At 30.6% G+C, this 15,038-nt stretch carries 17 protein-coding genes; 7 read left to right on the top strand and 10 right to left on the bottom strand.

The window, feature by feature from the left end; translation table 11 throughout:
* Window positions 1–73: 73 nt before the first annotated feature.
* From K8354_RS08115 to K8354_RS08095, 5 genes are all read right to left on the bottom strand, one after another.
* Entirely contained in the window at window positions 74–682 is a 609-nt protein-coding gene (locus K8354_RS08115) for an IMPACT family protein (protein ID WP_223447109.1), read from the bottom strand.
* On the bottom strand, window positions 682–1,545 hold the full coding sequence (locus K8354_RS08110; RefSeq protein WP_254713047.1) for an EamA family transporter: 864 nt from the start codon (window positions 1,543–1,545) through the stop codon (window positions 682–684). The genes K8354_RS08115 and K8354_RS08110 overlap by 1 nt, the downstream gene beginning before the upstream one ends.
* Window positions 1,542–2,150 (bottom strand): HAD-IA family hydrolase, encoded by a 609-nt coding sequence (locus K8354_RS08105; protein WP_223447104.1) that lies wholly within the window; start codon window positions 2,148–2,150, stop codon window positions 1,542–1,544. The genes K8354_RS08110 and K8354_RS08105 overlap by 4 nt, the downstream gene beginning before the upstream one ends.
* Window positions 2,143–3,234, bottom strand: a complete 1,092-nt coding sequence (ribD, locus tag K8354_RS08100; RefSeq protein WP_437440126.1) for a bifunctional diaminohydroxyphosphoribosylaminopyrimidine deaminase/5-amino-6-(5-phosphoribosylamino)uracil reductase RibD — start codon at window positions 3,232–3,234, stop codon at window positions 2,143–2,145. Before ribD ends, K8354_RS08105 begins: the two co-directional genes overlap by 8 nt.
* 89 nt (window positions 3,235–3,323) lie before the next feature.
* Window positions 3,324–3,788, bottom strand: a complete 465-nt coding sequence (locus K8354_RS08095; protein WP_223447102.1) for a hypothetical protein — start codon at window positions 3,786–3,788, stop codon at window positions 3,324–3,326.
* Between the two features lie 51 nt (window positions 3,789–3,839).
* Here K8354_RS08095 and K8354_RS08090 point away from each other — a divergent pair, with 51 nt between their 5' ends.
* Window positions 3,840–4,331: a GNAT family N-acetyltransferase gene (locus K8354_RS08090; RefSeq protein WP_223447100.1), complete on the top strand. Its 492-nt coding sequence runs from the start codon at window positions 3,840–3,842 to the stop codon at window positions 4,329–4,331.
* Window positions 4,328–5,215 carry a peptide chain release factor N(5)-glutamine methyltransferase gene (gene prmC / locus K8354_RS08085; RefSeq protein WP_223447098.1) on the top strand — a complete coding sequence of 296 codons (888 nt, stop codon included), beginning with the start codon at window positions 4,328–4,330 and terminating at the stop codon, window positions 5,213–5,215. Before K8354_RS08090 ends, prmC begins: the two co-directional genes overlap by 4 nt.
* Before the next feature lie 6 nt (window positions 5,216–5,221).
* Here the strand turns inward: prmC and K8354_RS08080 are convergent, their stop codons facing one another.
* The gene (locus K8354_RS08080) at window positions 5,222–5,620 is read right to left on the bottom strand and encodes an acyl-CoA thioesterase (RefSeq protein ID WP_223447096.1); all 399 of its coding nucleotides are present in this window, start codon (window positions 5,618–5,620) and stop codon (window positions 5,222–5,224) included.
* A gap of 171 nt (window positions 5,621–5,791) precedes the next feature.
* Here K8354_RS08080 and dnaA point away from each other — a divergent pair, with 171 nt between their 5' ends.
* From dnaA to K8354_RS08065, 3 genes are all read left to right on the top strand, one after another.
* Complete coding sequence (gene dnaA, locus K8354_RS08075; protein WP_223447094.1) at window positions 5,792–7,219, top strand: chromosomal replication initiator protein DnaA; 1,428 nt, start codon at window positions 5,792–5,794, stop codon at window positions 7,217–7,219.
* A gap of 93 nt (window positions 7,220–7,312) precedes the next feature.
* The gene (locus tag K8354_RS08070) at window positions 7,313–7,774 is read left to right on the top strand and encodes a low molecular weight protein-tyrosine-phosphatase (RefSeq protein ID WP_223447092.1); all 462 of its coding nucleotides are present in this window, start codon (window positions 7,313–7,315) and stop codon (window positions 7,772–7,774) included.
* Window positions 7,775–7,827: 53 nt separating this feature from the next.
* Window positions 7,828–8,532 carry an SAM-dependent methyltransferase gene (locus K8354_RS08065; RefSeq protein WP_223447090.1) on the top strand — a complete coding sequence of 235 codons (705 nt, stop codon included), beginning with the start codon at window positions 7,828–7,830 and terminating at the stop codon, window positions 8,530–8,532.
* 8 nt (window positions 8,533–8,540) lie between these two features.
* Here the strand turns inward: K8354_RS08065 and K8354_RS08060 are convergent, their stop codons facing one another.
* From K8354_RS08060 to dapF, 4 genes are all read right to left on the bottom strand, one after another.
* Window positions 8,541–9,122 (bottom strand): peptidoglycan-binding protein LysM, encoded by a 582-nt coding sequence (locus tag K8354_RS08060; RefSeq protein WP_223447088.1) that lies wholly within the window; start codon window positions 9,120–9,122, stop codon window positions 8,541–8,543.
* A 193-nt stretch (window positions 9,123–9,315) separates the two neighbouring features.
* Window positions 9,316–10,341 (bottom strand): endolytic transglycosylase MltG, encoded by a 1,026-nt coding sequence (gene mltG / locus K8354_RS08055; RefSeq protein WP_223447086.1) that lies wholly within the window; start codon window positions 10,339–10,341, stop codon window positions 9,316–9,318.
* Between the two features lie 30 nt (window positions 10,342–10,371).
* On the bottom strand, window positions 10,372–10,893 hold the full coding sequence (locus tag K8354_RS08050; protein WP_223447084.1) for a GNAT family N-acetyltransferase: 522 nt from the start codon (window positions 10,891–10,893) through the stop codon (window positions 10,372–10,374).
* A gap of 37 nt (window positions 10,894–10,930) precedes the next feature.
* Window positions 10,931–11,722: a diaminopimelate epimerase gene (gene dapF, locus K8354_RS08045; RefSeq protein WP_223447082.1), complete on the bottom strand. Its 792-nt coding sequence runs from the start codon at window positions 11,720–11,722 to the stop codon at window positions 10,931–10,933.
* Window positions 11,723–11,852: 130 nt separating this feature from the next.
* On the opposite strand from dapF, the gene K8354_RS08040 reads away from it, so the two are divergent.
* Window positions 11,853–13,247 (top strand): trypsin-like peptidase domain-containing protein, encoded by a 1,395-nt coding sequence (locus tag K8354_RS08040; RefSeq protein WP_223447080.1) that lies wholly within the window; start codon window positions 11,853–11,855, stop codon window positions 13,245–13,247.
* Between the two features lie 133 nt (window positions 13,248–13,380).
* Window positions 13,381–14,823 carry a glyceraldehyde-3-phosphate dehydrogenase gene (locus K8354_RS08035; protein ID WP_223447078.1) on the top strand — a complete coding sequence of 481 codons (1,443 nt, stop codon included), beginning with the start codon at window positions 13,381–13,383 and terminating at the stop codon, window positions 14,821–14,823.
* Window positions 14,824–15,038: the final 215 nt, after the last annotated feature.

Raw genomic sequence — 15,038 nt, 5'->3', positions numbered from 1 at the left:
ATTCAATAATACGTGTTATAGAGATGAAGTATACAGTAATTAAGGCAAAATAACAGGTTCATTATTCTAAATCTTACTCTAAAATTTTAATGGTAACTTTATATAAGTGATTAAATATTTTAAAAATAGTGTCAGAATCTTTTTTTCTGATAGCAATGGTATACTCGCAAGATAACTCCATTTTTTGATGAACAATTTCGATATTTTTCTCTTTGATAATTCTCATGACTTTATTCATCATGTCGTATTCAAAATTCAATTGGTATAAAATATCGATTGTTTTTTCTACAATTTCCGAGGCTTCTAAAGTAATTTGGGCAGAAGTTTTATAGGCATGTATCAAACCACCAACACCTAGTTTTGTGCCCCCAAAATAACGAACAGAAACGATTAAGATATTAGTAACTTCAAAAGATTGTATTTGACCATAAATTGGCATTCCAGCAGAATTGTTCGGCTCACCATCATCATTGGCTCTGTATTTTATCTCTTCTACGCCTAGTTGATAGGCATAACAAAAATGTCTTGCTGTATGATGTTTTTTCTTTAAATCGTCTAAAAAACCTTTTACATCCTCTTCATTTAAAACAGGAAACGCATAGCCAAAAAACTTGCTATTTCTGTCTTTAAAGAGGGTCTCTTCTGAGGGCACTAAAATAGTTTTGTAACGGTCGTTTTCCATTAAGCCAAAGCTACAATTACAATTCCTATTACGGCTAAAGCAACACCAATTTTATTTTTGATGCTAAATTCTTCTTTAAAAAGAAATATTCCTACTAAGGTTGATGCAATGACAATACCAACGTTGTTGATTGTAAATAATGTAGAACTTTCAAAACCTTCAGTTTGTAGCGCTTTGATTAAAAAGATAATTGAAAAATAATTAGGAATCCCAAGAGAAATCCCTGCAATAACATTTTTTAATCCAAATGGTTCTCGGGTTTTTAGTGTCCTAATTAATAAAATTACCAATGAAAAAATAGCGGCAATACTAAATAGGCTTCCAGAAAAAATAGCTACATCGTTTTTAGGTACATACATCACTTCTATATATTTTAGAGAAGTATCAATAGTTCCAGAACCCAGAAAAAGTAGAATAGGGAACAGCAAACTAGCATTTTTAGAACTTTCTGATTTTTCTTTTACAGAGGCTAAATACACAGCGACTAAAGCTATAAGTATTCCAGTTATTTTTAAAAAAGTAACGGATTCGTTATATAAAAAAATACCAAAAAAAACCGGAATTACAACAGACATTTTACCTGCAACAGAGGCCACAGAAACACCGTTTTTTTGAGCTGTCATTGCCATTACAAAAAAGATAGAAACAAATAATACCCCTAAAAAAATAGCCCATAAAAACCAAGGTTGAGTGGGGATTTCTACAATAGGAAAATCTCTTTCTGCCAAACTAAAACCAATGGCGCAAGCAACAACATAATTGATAAAGATGGCTTTTAAAACATCTATTTTATAGATACCAAAATATTTAAAAATGACAAATAATCCAGTAGAAATAAGGATGCTTAAAAAAAGATACATCAAAGAAATTTGTTTTTTGTAAATAGACTTGTTACTTCCTCTTTTTCTGGAACTAAATTCCAAACATGAATGCCTAATTTTTGGGCTTGTTCTGTGTTTTCTTTTAAATCATCTACAAATAAAGTTTCTTGTGCTACTAAATTATTTTCATTCAAAACAAACTCATAAATTTCTGAATCGGGTTTTCTAAAATTGATCTCGTGTGATAAATAAAACTGCTCAAAACAGTCTTTAAATTCATTGTAGAATCTTTCTCCTAAAGAATTTTGCACCCATTTTATGTGTAAATCATTGGTATTACTTAATAAAAATAATCTGTATTTTTTGCTGGCAGCAATTTCTTTTAAAAAGTCTAAACGTTTTTCAGGGAAATCTAGCAAAATTGCGTTCCAAGCAGCAACTAAATCGGCTTTCGGAATTCCAAATTTAACATTATAAAAATCAATAAAATTCGCTGTACTCATCAAACCTTTTTCGTATTGATGATAAACGTTTATCATTTCATCAGAAATTTCAGTAACGCCCAGAGCAGCCATGGCTTTATAAGTAGCTTTTTTATCTAAGTTGATAAAAATATCGCCAAAATCGAAGAGGATGTTTTTAATCATTGGTGTAAATTTTTAAAAAATCGTTTTTAATTTTTGTAATTGTTTTTAATTTAGCTGATAAAACAGGCGCTTTAATTCCTTTTCTAAATGCATTAGCGCCTATAAAAACGCGAGCTTCATCCCAAAGATTCTCGTTAAGAAAAGTTTGTAAAGTTTGTGCGCCACCTTCAATAATTACAGACTGAATTTTGTGTTTCTGTAAAACGGTACAAATTTGTTTGGCGACGCTTTTTGTAAAATCAATTTGTTCAAAAATGATGTTTTCTTTGTTTTCTGGTAACTGAGATTCTTTGCTTTTTATTTCAGAGATATTCTTACCAGTGATGAAAATTGTTTTTACGCTCCCATCATACACATGTACGCTTTTCAGAATTCTTAAGCTTTTGTCTAATACAATTCTTGTCGGATTATTCCCGGTCCAAGTTCTTACATTTAATTTAGGATTGTCTGCAATAACCGTATTAGTGCCCACTAATATTGCCTGTTCTTGACTTCTATATTTATGCACTAATTGTTGCGAAATGTTGTTTGAAATCCAAATGGGCTTTGCCTGAACTTTTTGAATTTTTTCGTCATTACCAAGTATTTCCTTTTGTTGAAGCAATCTGCTTTTCAAATTTACAGCTACTGAATCGAGTTCAGGAAAGATAAATCCATCACTAGTTTCTGCCCATTTTAAAATAATATAAGGTCTTTTTTGCTCTTGAACTGTAAAAAAACGTTTGTGATGTTCTCTACATTCAGCCTCTAAAACACCAACAGTTACCTGAATACCTGCTTTTCTTAAACGGTCAATTCCTTTTCCGGCAACCAAACTATTAGAATCTACGCAACCAATGACCACATTTTTAAATTGATGTTTTACCAACAAATCTGCACAAGGAGGTGTTTTACCAAAATGCGCACAAGGTTCTAGGGTTACATAAATAGTGGCTTCTTTAAGAAGTTGTTTGTCTTTTACGGAATTAACGGCATTTACTTCTGCATGATTTCCGCCATAAGCAGCCGTAAAACCTTCTCCAATAATTTTATGATTAAAAACAATTACAGCACCAACACTCGGATTTGGACGTGCAGTTCCTATGCCATTTTTAGCAATTTGTAAACAACGTTTTATATAAATTTCGTGATTAATAACTTTGTTTTTTAGAGGGAAATTATACTATTTTTAGATTAAAAATTAATTTTTATGACTTCGGTTTTATCAATCAGAAATTCTTTTTTGAATCCGAAAACAACATAGTCTAAATTTCCTTTAATTCTAACATTCACTTTATTGGTAATTAAAGAATTTAATAAGCCTCCTAAAAGACCATTTTTATTGGTGTTTAATAGTTTTTTAGTGGGAATATTAGCGGTTAACGGAATAGAAAATTCATTTTTTGCAGGTACTTTAAAATTTTCTAAAAACACTTCTGCTACGGCTATATTGTTGACGAATATATTAAGGCTATCCGCAGAAATCTTACCACCAACATCATTTGGGTTTTCAAAAAAAGCAACGGCTTTTAATGTTACCATATCTGCATCATAACTGATAATTTTTATAGCATCAACTTTTATGAAAATAGGCTCTTTATTTACAGTGCAACTAAAAATCACAAAAATTAAGCTTAAAAAATAGCGTACTTTTCTCATCAGAAATCATTAAAAAAATTGGTAAATTGCTCCGGCAAAAATACATATTAAATGACAAGTAAAGATTTTATCATTAGAGAAATTGAAGCGAAAGATAATGCAGCACTTGCTAATGTGGTAAGGAGTGTAATTTTAGAAATGGGTGCCCCAAAAGTTGGGACGGCTTATGAGGATAAAGCTACCGATCAAATGTTTGAAACATATCAAAAAGAAAAAGCGAAATATTTTGTTCTAGAATATGAAAATAAAGTTATTGGAGGCGCAGGAATAGCGCAATTAGATAATTTTGAAGGAAATACTTGTGAACTACAAAAAATGTATTTTCTACCTTCGGCAAGAGGCAAAGGGTTAGGTGCAAAATTAATAGCAGTTTGTTTAGATAAAGCAAAGGAGTTTGGTTTTGAAAACTGTTATTTAGAAACGTTGCCCTACATGGAAGCTGCTGTAAAACTGTATAAAAAATATGGTTTTTTACATTTAGAGAAGCCCATGGGCAATACCGCTCATTATTCTTGTAATGTATGGATGATCAAAAAGATATGATTTTAAAAGAATTCAAAAGCTTTTTTTCTGATGAGCTTTCAGAAAAGTATCCTAAAACAGAAATTGATTCTTTTTTCTTTTTGTTGATGGATGAATATCTTCAATTAAAAAGAATTGATACTGTTTTAAAACCAGACTTTAAAATAGAGCAAAAACAGCTGTTAATTTTAAAAGAAGCCATTAAAAAATTAAAAAATGAAATTCCTTTACAATATATTATTGGTCATACAGAGTTTTATGGTTTGCCTTTTTTGGTGGATGAAAATACTTTAATTCCAAGACCAGAAACTGAAGAATTAGTTGCTTGGATATTAGAAGAAATTAAAGAATTAAGAATTAAGAAGCTACAAGATATTTTAGAATATCAAGAGAATTCACTCTCTATTTTGGATATCGGAACAGGTTCTGGTTGTATGGCTATTTCGTTGGCTAAAAATTTAGAAAATTGTATCATTTCTGCAATTGATATTTCTGAGAATGCTTTAAAAGTGGCAAAAAAGAATTCGGAAGTAAATAAAGTTGCTGTTAATTTTAGGAAGCTAGATATTTTGAAAACTAAAAAATTATCACAGCCATATGATGTTATCATATCGAACCCGCCTTATGTAAGAGAATTAGAAAAGATAGCGATACAAAATAATGTAATACAAAATGAACCTCATCTGGCTTTATTTGTATCTAATGAAAATCCGTTAATCTTCTATGATAAAATTGCAGATTTAGCGAAAGCGCAACTAACTAAAAACGGCATTCTTTTTTTTGAAATCAATCAATATTTAGGATTGGATACAATCGTGTTGTTAAAAAACAAAGGTTTTAAAACGGTAGTATTACGCAAAGACATTTTTGGAAATGATAGAATGGTGAAAGCAACTTTATTTTAATTTTTATCAAAAACCTAAACTTGCTAATAAATAATCTGGGCATCTGGTTGGTCTATTAGTTTTTGTTTTCATAAAAGCTAAAACAGAATTTCCTGTACAAATTAACTCATCATTTTGATTTGTAATTTTATAATCGAATTCAATCTTGACCATTGGTTTTTTTAATAAAATAGTTTCGATGGTGAGTACATCGTCATATTTTGCTGATTTTATAAAATTACAAGTCAGAGAAATTACAGGAAGCATCAGTCCACTAATTTCCATATCTTTATAAGTAACACCTAGTTTACGTAACCATTCGGTTCTACCCAATTCAAAAAATTGCGCATAATTTCCGTGATAAACAACACCCATTTGGTCAGTTTCTGAATATCGAACTCTCGTTTGTGTAAAGGATTTTTTCAATTTGTTTAAACATTAATTTTAGCTCATTTTACATAAAAAATAATTAATAATCAATAGCATATTGGTTTTTTTATCATGAATTTTATTCACACTTTTGTAGTCCCCAATTAGAACAAGAAGAATACTATTATAATCTATTTTCGTACCCAGAAAAGTAATCTATTTTATTAAATGAATCTCACTGCTGAAGCCGTTTGGACTAACTGTCTGTCTTTTATAAATGACAATATTAAGCCACAAGCCTACAAAACTTGGTTTGAGCCTATAAAGCCTGTAAAGCTTTCTGGAGAGGCATTAACAATTCAAGTACCCAGTAAATTTTTTTATGAATGGCTAGAAGAACATTATATTAAATTATTACGAGTTGCATTGGTAAGACAATTAGGCAATGATGCTAAATTAATTTACGATGTAAAAATGGAAAATAATTATAGCAGTAATAGACCTCAAATTGTTAAAATACCGAGTTCTAACAGAGATCCTTTAAAACCTCAAAAAATTGCTGCTCCTTTAGAATTTAATAAAAGAGAATTAAGAAATCCCTTTATAATTCCTGGTTTACAGAAAGTTAAGATAGAATCACAATTAAATCCTAATTATAATTTTGATAATTTTATAGAAGGGGACTCCAATAGGTTAGCGCGTTCAGCAGGAATGGCAGTGGCCAATAAACCGGGCGGAACTTCTTTTAATCCGTTACTTATTTACGGTGGAGTAGGCTTAGGAAAAACTCATTTATCGCATGCCATAGGGGTTAATATCAAAGATAAATATCCGGATAAAACCGTGTTGTACATCTCTTCAGAGAAATTTACGCAACAATTTATAGATTCCGTAAAATCGAATACAAGAAATGATTTTATTCATTTTTATCAAATGATAGATGTCTTAATTATAGACGATGTTCAATTTTTATCAGGAAAAGCAGGTACTCAAGATGTTTTCTTCCATATTTTTAATCATTTACATCAAAACGGCAAACAGGTTATTTTAACTTCGGATAAAGCACCCGTAGACATGCAAGATATTGAACAACGTTTACTATCTCGTTTTAAATGGGGACTATCTGCTGAGCTGCAGGCACCTGATTACGAAACTAGAATTTCTATTTTACAAAATAAATTGTATCGAGACGGAGTAGAAATGCCAGAAGATATTGTTGAATATGTTGCTAAAAATATAAAATCGAACGTTAGAGAATTAGAAGGTGTTTTAATTTCTATGATAGCCCAAGCCTCTTTTAACAGAAGAGAATTTTCTTTAGAATTAGCAAAGCAAATTGTAGATAAATTCGTTAAGAATACTAAAAAAGAAGTTTCTATTGATTATATACAGAAAGAAGTTTCTAAATATTTTGATATGGATGTGGCTACTTTACAATCTAAAACTCGTAAAAGGCATATTGTTCAGGCACGTCAACTAGCAATGTATTTTGCTAAAAGATTAACAAAAACATCGTTGGCAAGCATTGGCAATCAAATAGGGCAAAGAGATCATGCTACCGTTTTACACGCTTGTAAAACTGTTGATAATTTGACAGAGACCGACAAAAGATTTAGAAAATACGTGGACGATTTAACCAAAAAGTTAACTTTTTAATTAACAATAATTTCATTTTTTTTACTTTTAAAAGTTTTGTTCTTAAAGTTTTATAAAGATTTTGGTTCTTATCTTTCACCTTAAATAAATGTAATGAAAAAAGTTTTAATGGTTTGTTTAGGTAATATTTGCAGATCGCCATTAGCAGAAGGTATTTTACGATCTAAAATTGATAGTAATAATGTCATGATAGATTCTGCTGGAACAGCAGCATACCATGTTGGTAATCTTCCTGATAAACGTTCAATTGAGGTGGCAAACAAATATAATATTGACATCACCAATCAAAAAGCAAGAAAATTTACCATAAGAGATTTTGATACTTTTGACTTTATTTATGCGATGGATGAAAGTAATTATAAAAATATTTTGACCTTAGCGAGAAGTAAAAGTGATAGGGAAAAGGTGAAAATGATTTTAAATGAAACATTTCCTAATAAAAATATTTCTGTCCCAGATCCCTATTACGGAGGGCAAGATGGTTTTGAAAACGTATATAGAATGTTAGATGAGGCTTGTGAATTGATAGCAAATAAATTTTCTAAAATAAAATAAAAACACTTTTTTATCATTGGAAATATGTAAAATCTGTGTCTAAAATATATGTAATGAGTGGTAAACTATATTTAATCCCTACAACTTTGGGTGAAACAGAACCTTTAGAAGTAATGCCGTTATCTGTAAAGAAAGTAGTGGAACAGATTGACTATTATATTGTAGAAAACGAGAAATCTGCTAGAAGGTTTATCAAAAAAATATCACCTAAAAAACAGCAAGGAACTTTAAGTATAAAATTGTTAGATAAATATGCTGTTCCAGAAGAAATCCAAAAGTATTTAGATGTTTGTGAAAACGGAACCAATGTAGGTTTGCTATCAGAAGCCGGTGTTCCTGCAGTTGCAGACCCTGGAGCGAGTATTGTAAAGTTAGCACATCAAAAAAACATACAAGTGGTTCCTTTAGTTGGGCCATCTTCTATCTTAATGGCAATGATGAGTTCTGGAATGAATGGACAAAATTTTGCTTTTAATGGGTATTTGCCAATCGATAGAGGTGATAGAAAAAGAGCAATCAAAGAATTAGAAAAACAATCTTTAGACAAAGGGCAATCGCAAATTTTTATAGAAACACCCTATAGAAATGAAAAAATGTTTGCCGATTTAAAAGCTACTTTATCGCCCTTAACAAGTTTATGCATTGCAGCAGATATCACTTTACCAACGGAATATATAAAAACAATGAGTATTGCGGACTGGAAGCACCAACAGCCAGATTTACATAAAAAACCCGCTATTTTTATAATTCAGAAGTAGTCTTAATTTTAAACGGTTGCTTTTCTGTTAGGAATAATATTAGAAACATCATAAGCAGCAAACTTCTTCAAATATACTTGAATCGAAGTTCCATAGGCATCAGAAAACCCTTTAGTTCCGTTACTTCGTAAGAATTTTTTTACATTTCCGGCACCACTTAAATGAGCTGCCGCTAAAATACCTGACTCCGTAATTTTAATTCCGTTGATAGTTTTACCGATAGAACGTTTAATGTCTCTTCTTAAAATCCATTTGTTTACTTGGCATAAAGCTATGAATGCTTTTTCTTGTAATTCAGGATTTTTTAAGAATGAACGAGTATCATAAATACGAAATCGTTCTAAAGTTGTTTTTCCAAATTGATATTTCCCTAAATAGCCTAATGAATTTACAGCCATATACTTTCCTTGCGATTCTTTAAAGGCTATCGCTTCTTTAAAAGCCATAAAATCTCTTTGTAAATAAGGAATGTTATACGCTATATTATCAGGAAATATAATCGTTTTATCTGTATCACTTAAGGTCTTTACGGAAGTGGTATTTAACAAAAGTAGTATACTGCTTATAAAAAATAAAAACTTTTTCATCATCATAAAACGTTTTCTATTACAAGTACAAATTTAAACTATATTTTAAAGCAACTGTAAATCAGTGTGTTAATTTTTGGTAATTGTGAATAACATCCATAAAATGTGAAATTTTTAGTATTTTGATTAAGCGACAGCGTTTCCTTTATTCAATAGTTAAAGAAAATAGTGTTTAGGTTAGGTATAGAATGCGAGTTTATCTATTGACTCCTTTTTTATTTAACCAATTTTGATATTTAACAGCATTTCTATTGTGTTGTGCTAAAGTTTTTGCAAATTGATGATACCCAATTTTGTTAATATCAGCGCACATATAGTAGTAATTATGTTTTTCTGCGTTTAGAACTGCATCAATAGCAGAAATATCTGGCATGGCAATTTGTGAAGGAGGTAAACCTCTATTGATATATGTATTATAGGGCGAATTAATGGCTAAATCGACTGTTAAAACTCTTTTTACAACATAATCTTGGCCTTTTAGTTCTTTAATACTGTAAATAATCGTAGGATCTGCTTGCAAAGGCCAACCATTTTTTAATCTATTTAAATACAAACCAGCCACAATTGGTCGTTCTATTTTCATAGCCGTTTCTTTATGAATAATAGAAGCCAAAGTAATTACATCATTTTTAGACATTTTTAAGGCTTTCGCTTTTTCTTGTCTAGAAGAAGTCCAAAATTTTTGATATTCAACAAGTAATTTGTCTCTAAAATTATCTGCAGAAACCGTCCAATAAAATTGATAACTATTCGGTATACAAATTTGAAAAATAGATTTTTTATTAAAATTATTTTTCTTTAAAAAGTTTTCGTCATAAAAAGAAGTAAGAATGGCAAGAGAATCTATTTCAAGTTGTTCAGCAACTCTACCGGCAAATTTTTCTAAGCTATGTTGGTTATTAAAAGATACTTTTACGGGTGTTTGATTGCCACTTATTAGCATATTTACCAAATCGTTGTTAGACATGTCTTCTTTTAAAAGGTATCTTCCGGGTTTGGGTTTCGAGAAATTTTTTCTGGCTGCAACCCAAAGAAAAGTATTTGGATTATTAGAGACTTCAGAAATTTTCTTTTGAACCTCTAACAAATTATCTGAGGCATCAATAAAAAGTTCGCTGTTTTTTGTAATCGCTTTTCCAAATATTTTTTGATAGTAATTATATCCTAAAATACCTCCAAGTATCAAAAAGAATGCTAGTAAGTAAATAATTTTTTTATTCAATTTTTTCTAATTTAAATCACAATTGCAAAATTACACTTTTATCAATTGAAATGAAATTTCATCCTTAAATTTTCCTTGAGATATAATCCAATCTTTTTTAACACCCATTTTAGAGAAATTATATTTTTTAAATAACACCATACTTTTTATGTTGTCTGCAGTAATATCAGCATATAACTGATGCAATTGTAAATGAGAAAAAGAGTATTTTATTAAGAGTGACAGCGCTTCTGACGCGAACCCTTTTTTCTGAAAATCAGGATGAATTAAAATGCCAATTCCGGCTCTTTTGTGCTGCGGATTAAAATCAAAAATATCAATCATACCCAATTGTTTTTTTGTGGATACTTCCTCAATTAAGAATCGTAATTGTTTCGTTTCATAAATATCTAAATGAGCACTTTCTAAATATTGTTTTAGTATATATTTAGAAAATGGTTTTTGAGTATGACTTACTTCCCAAAAAGATTCATTGTTTTCTATTTGGTATAGAAATTCTAAATCTTCTGGTTCTAAAGCTCTTAAAATTATTTGTTTACCTTTTAAAGTCATAGAAAAATAGTGTGTGGTTTTAAATATTGTGATATAATTAAAAAACAATCTTATGCAAGCTAGAAAAAATCTCTCCTTTAAAAACAAATTGAGCGGGCCCTTTTAAAAAGACATTGCTGTATATCCCGTTTTTTTCATCAAAAGAAACCTCTAAAAGACCACCTTGAACTGGTAAAGAAACGATGTTACTAGTTGTTCTATTTGTTTTGTGCATGGCTATGGCAACCGCAGTAACTCCGGTTCCGCAAGCCATAGTTTCATTTTCAACGCCTTTTTCATAGGTTCTTACCCTAAAAGTATGGTCATTTAATTGTTCTACAAAATTTACGTTACTTCCAGGTTCGTTATAAGAATTTCTAATTTTTTTACCATTTTCAAAAACAGGATAGGTTTCTAGTTTATCTACTATTTCTACATGATGTTGCGTTCCTGTATACATAAAAACAGTATTTTTATGTACTTTTATTTCGTCTACATCAATCATTTGTAAAGAAATGATATCGTTTTTTATTGCTGCAAAATGTGATCCGTCTACCGCTAAAAAAGTGGTTTTTTCATCAATAAGATTCAATTTTTTTGCAAAAGCAACAGCACATCTGGCGCCATTTCCACAAAAGGTCTGGCTTCCATCCGCATTAAAGTAAATCATTTTAAAATCGAATTGCTCATCATTTTCAATCAAAATAACGCCATCTGCGCCGATACCAAAATGTCTGTCACAAATTCGTGAAATAATGTCAGTGTTTTGTTTTGGAAAGATTTTTGTTCTATTGTCTATCATCACAAAATCGTTTCCTGTTCCTTGATATTTATAAAAAGTCAAATTCATAAAACAAAGATACTATTTTCAAGAACACGGGAAGTCTGTTAAAACGTGGTTAAAATGAGTTAAAAGCGAGTTAAACAAAATTTTCAAAAATGTTAAAATTGTATTTTTGATTGACCAAAAATTTAAAATTATGAAAAAATTTTTTAGTTTAATAGGAATGGCAGTTCTAGGAGGCGCCATCACTTTAGGCGGTTATAAAGTGTTTTTTGAAGATACACTGCCTGCCGAGAAATTACCATTAAATTCTGTGCAATCTGTGCAAACAAATTACAAACCAGCATTCAAAACAAATACAACATCTATAAATGCAGATGTAATTGATTTTACAGTGGCAGCCGAAAAAACAATACATTCTGTAGTTCATGTTAAAAATATATCTGTACGCACACAATTCAATCCGTTAGATATATTTTTTGGAAACGGAAGTGGAACAAGAAAATATGAACAAATAGGAACAGGAAGTGGTGTAATTATTTCTCCTGACGGATATATTGTAACGAATAACCATGTAATTGAAGGAGCTAATGATTTAGAGATAACATTAAACAATAAAAAGAAGTACAAGGCAGAAATAATTGGTGCTGACAAAACGAATGACATTGCTTTGTTAAAAATTAATGTAGACGAAGAGTTGCCATATACGCCTTTTGCGAATTCTGATACTATTAAAATTGGTGAATGGGTTTTAGCCGTTGGTAATCCTTATAATTTAACATCAACAGTTACCGCGGGTATTGTGAGTGCAAAAGGTAGAGATTTAGAAGGAAACGGAAATATAGAATCTTTTATACAAACGGATGCTGCCGTAAATCCAGGGAATAGTGGAGGAGCTTTGGTAAATACAAGAGGAGAATTAGTAGGAATTAATACTGCAATTTCGTCTAAAACAGGTTCTTTTGTAGGATATTCTTTTGCAGTTCCGTCTAACATTGCGAATAAAATTGTGAACGACTTATTAGAATTTGGTATGGTGCAAGAGGCTATTTTAGGAATTTCAGTAGATAGTAGATACAAGGAGGAAGGTGTTAAAGTAGGCGAGGTATTCAACGAAGAAGGAGCAATCAAGTCGCCATTAAAATCTGGTGACATTATAAAAAGTATTAATGAAGTTAAAATATCTAAATTTTCAGAATTAAGGGGGCAATTAACCGCTAAAAGACCTGGGGATACGGTTGATGTTACAATCGAAAGAGATGGCAAGTTGTTGAAAAAAAAAATTATTTTAAATAAGCGAAATACGTATATATCTCGTGTTTTAAATATTTCATTGAAAGATTTATCCGCAAAAGAAAAGCAACAATATAATCTTAAAGGAGGCGCTAAAATCATTGAAGTCGGAAATGAAAATTTAAGCTATTATGGAATAAAAAAAGGATTTATTATTATTAAAATAAATAATAAAATTGTTTTATCGGCATCTGAAGCACAAAGTATGATAGACAATAGTAATTTCGGAAGTGGAAATCCTTTGTATGTTGAATTTATTAATTTACAAGGGGAAATTGAAAGCTATGGTATCCGATAAAATTATCAATAAATAATTCATTAAAATCCTGATATAATCATCAGGATTTTTTTTGTTTAAAAATTTCAGCGAAATCGATTTCGTGTTTTCAAAAAAAGAAATACTTTTGTCAAAAATTTTAATTAATCAAACTATGCCATCAATTTTAGATTACGAAAAAGAAGTAACTGCCCAAGCACTAACAAAGAGAGCTACCGTAGAATTTATAAATATTGTACACGATTTATGGTATGATAAATCTATTGAATTGATTATGTTTAGAAACCCACTTGTAGATAAAAGAGCAAGTGAAATTTTAAATTTAATTAATTATGCAAAAGAATTTGTAAACAAACCCATCACAATTTTAGATGCGTTAAGCATTGCGAAAGCAATTCAACAGGTAGATTTGCCATCCTCTAAGCTAGATATTGGTAAGTTGGCTTATGAATGTTATCTAAATCCAAAAGGGAGCCAAGACAAAGTTGCTTTTATTAAAAAGAAACTAAAAAATGCAACCGAAGCCAAAAACATTATACCTAAAGACGTTGTTTTATATGGTTTTGGTAGAATTGGTCGCTTATTGGCAAGAGAGCTCATGACAAAAATGGGCAAAGGTTCTCAATTACGCTTAAGAGCTATTGTAACTCGTGGAGAAATTACACAGGCTGTTTTAGAGAAAAGAGCCTCTTTGTTAAGTGTAGATTCGATTCATGGAGATTTTTTAGGTACCGTACAAACAGACCTTGAAAACAAAGCTTTGGTTATAAACGGAACTACCGTTTTTATGATTTCAGCGAACAATCCAGAAGACATAGATTACACAGAATTCGGAATTCAAGATGCTTTAATTATTGATAATACGGGCGCTTTTAGAGATGATGTAGAATTAAGCAGGCACTTAAAATCGAAAGGAGCTAGCAAAGTTTTAATAACAGCTCCTGCAAAAGGAGTTCCAAATATTGTGCATGGTGTTAATCATAAACAAAATAATCCTGATAAGTTCGATATTTTTTCAGCGGCATCTTGCACAACGAATGCAATTACGCCTATTTTAAAGGTTTTAGAAGATAATTTCGGAATTAAAAAAGGACATTTAGAAACGATTCATGCTTATACCAACGATCAAAACTTGGTAGACAATATGCATAGTAAATATAGACGAGGTAGAGCCGCAGCTTTAAATATGGTGATTACAGAAACTGGAGCCGGTAAAGCAGTAGCAAAAGCATTGCCAGCTTTAGAGGGTAAATTAACGTCTAATGCTATTAGAGTGCCAGTGCCAAATGGGTCTTTAGCAATTTTAAGCTTACAATTAAGAAGGCCAGTTACTACAGATATTATAAATGCAATAGTGAAACAAAATGCTTTAGAAGGCGATTTAGTGGAACAAATTAAATATTCATTAGACAATGAATTGGTTTCTTCAGATATTATTGGATCAACAGCGCCATCAATTTTTGATAGCAAAGCAACGATTACAGACGGCGAAACCATTGTTCTTTATGTTTGGTATGATAATGAATACGGATATTCGCATCAAGTAATGCGTTTGGCGAAACACATTGCAAAAGTGAGAAGATTTACCTACTATTAATGCTACTTTACTTTCAATTATGTACTTTTTTTCGGGAATATTTGAAGGTAATTATTAGGATTAATCTTTTATTTTAGCATAAAAAGATATACCTAAAAATAGGCGAAAAACCCAAAACATAGTTATGTTTTGGGTTTATTTTTAGAAGTTCAATCTTAGTTGAAATTCACCAGAATAGACGCAGAATTTGTTGTTTTGCACCCTATTCTTAATAT

The sequence above is a fragment of the Polaribacter litorisediminis genome, from assembly GCF_019968605.1.
In the GTDB taxonomy this organism is placed as follows: Bacteria; Bacteroidota; Bacteroidia; order Flavobacteriales; family Flavobacteriaceae; genus Polaribacter; species Polaribacter litorisediminis.
Note: the sequence above shows the minus strand (reverse complement) of the source record. Positions and strands in the feature narration are given on the sequence as shown.

Bases quoted from the DNA above. Each gene is read 5' to 3' on its own strand.
- K8354_RS08070 (WP_223447092.1), top strand. From the start codon at position 7,313: ATGAAAAAAGTTTTAATGGTTTGTTTAGGTAATATTTGCAGATCGCCA.
- dnaA (WP_223447094.1), top strand. From the start codon at position 5,792: ATGAATCTCACTGCTGAAGCCGTTTGGACTAACTGTCTGTCTTTTATA.
- K8354_RS08035 (WP_223447078.1), top strand. From the start codon at position 13,381: ATGCCATCAATTTTAGATTACGAAAAAGAAGTAACTGCCCAAGCACTA.
- prmC (WP_223447098.1), top strand. From the start codon at position 4,328: ATGATTTTAAAAGAATTCAAAAGCTTTTTTTCTGATGAGCTTTCAGAA.
- K8354_RS08050 (WP_223447084.1), bottom strand. From the start codon at position 10,893: ATGACTTTAAAAGGTAAACAAATAATTTTAAGAGCTTTAGAACCAGAA.
- K8354_RS08065 (WP_223447090.1), top strand. From the start codon at position 7,828: ATGAGTGGTAAACTATATTTAATCCCTACAACTTTGGGTGAAACAGAA.
- K8354_RS08090 (WP_223447100.1), top strand. From the start codon at position 3,840: ATGACAAGTAAAGATTTTATCATTAGAGAAATTGAAGCGAAAGATAAT.
- K8354_RS08040 (WP_223447080.1), top strand. From the start codon at position 11,853: ATGAAAAAATTTTTTAGTTTAATAGGAATGGCAGTTCTAGGAGGCGCC.
- K8354_RS08115 (WP_223447109.1), bottom strand. From the start codon at position 682: ATGGAAAACGACCGTTACAAAACTATTTTAGTGCCCTCAGAAGAGACC.
- K8354_RS08095 (WP_223447102.1), bottom strand. From the start codon at position 3,788: ATGAGAAAAGTACGCTATTTTTTAAGCTTAATTTTTGTGATTTTTAGT.
- dapF (WP_223447082.1), bottom strand. From the start codon at position 11,722: ATGAATTTGACTTTTTATAAATATCAAGGAACAGGAAACGATTTTGTG.
- K8354_RS08060 (WP_223447088.1), bottom strand. From the start codon at position 9,122: ATGATGAAAAAGTTTTTATTTTTTATAAGCAGTATACTACTTTTGTTA.
- K8354_RS08105 (WP_223447104.1), bottom strand. From the start codon at position 2,150: ATGATTAAAAACATCCTCTTCGATTTTGGCGATATTTTTATCAACTTA.